We start from the raw sequence: 881 nt of genomic DNA, 5'->3' as shown, positions 1-881 counted from the left end.
AGCGTCGCCGCCTGGTCGTCGTTGACGATGGTGCAGGTTGCGTTCTGACCGCCGGTCAGCACCAGGCTGTCACCGGTCAGCGTGCCGCCGGTGCAGGTCCAGGTGCCGGCCGTGTAGCCGGCCACATTGGTTTCGCTCAGCGTATAGGTACCCGCACCGACTGCCGCGTTCGTCACCGGCGTGGTGCCACTGACGCCGGTGATCGTCGTCGGACCGGTCGCCGTCAACGGGAAGTCGTTGATCGTTGCCGTGCCGCCGTTGTCGTTGGTCACCGTCTTGACCAGCGTCAGCGTCGCGGCCTGGTCGTCGTTGGCGATGGTGCAGGTCGCGTTCTGCCCGCCGGTTAGCACCAGGCTGTCGCCGGTCAGCGCGCCGCCGGTGCAGTTCCATGCGCCGGCCGTGTAGCCGGCCACGTTGGTTTCGCTCAGGGTGTAGGTGCCCGCACCGACCGACGCGGCGGTCACCGTCGCGGTGCCGCTGACACCGGTGATCGTGGTCGGACCCGTCGCGGTCAACGGGAAGTCGTTGATCGTCGCGGTGCCGCCGTTGTCGTTGGTCACCGTCTTGACCAGGGTCAGCGTCGCGGCCTGGTCGTCGTTGACGATGGTGCAGGTCGCGTTCTGCCCGCCGGCCAGGACCAGACTGTCGCCGGTCAAGGCGCCCGCGGTGCAGGTCCACGCGCCGGCGGTGTAACCGGCCACGTTGGTTTCGCTCAGGGTGTAGGTGCCCGCACCGACCGCCGCGGCGGTCACCGGCGTGCTGCCGCTGACGCCGGTGATCGTGGTCGGACCCGTCGCGGTCAACGGGAAGTCGTTGATCGTTGCGGTACCGCCGTTGTCGTTGGTCACCGTCTTGATCAGCGTCAGCGTCGCCGCCTGGTC

General features: G+C 68.8%; 1 pseudogene. It reads right to left on the bottom strand.

Features of this window, described 5'->3' with window-relative positions:
- Positions 1–881 (bottom strand): annotated as a pseudogene (locus tag AB4Y92_RS25085) (hypothetical protein); the annotation flags it as partial.

Origin of the sequence: Lysobacter sp. TAB13 (assembly GCF_052113885.1) — a bacterium.
Lineage (GTDB): Bacteria > Pseudomonadota > Gammaproteobacteria > Xanthomonadales > Xanthomonadaceae > Lysobacter > Lysobacter gummosus.
The sequence above is the reverse complement of the archived record's forward strand: the minus strand, read 5'-3'. Positions and strand labels throughout refer to the sequence as shown.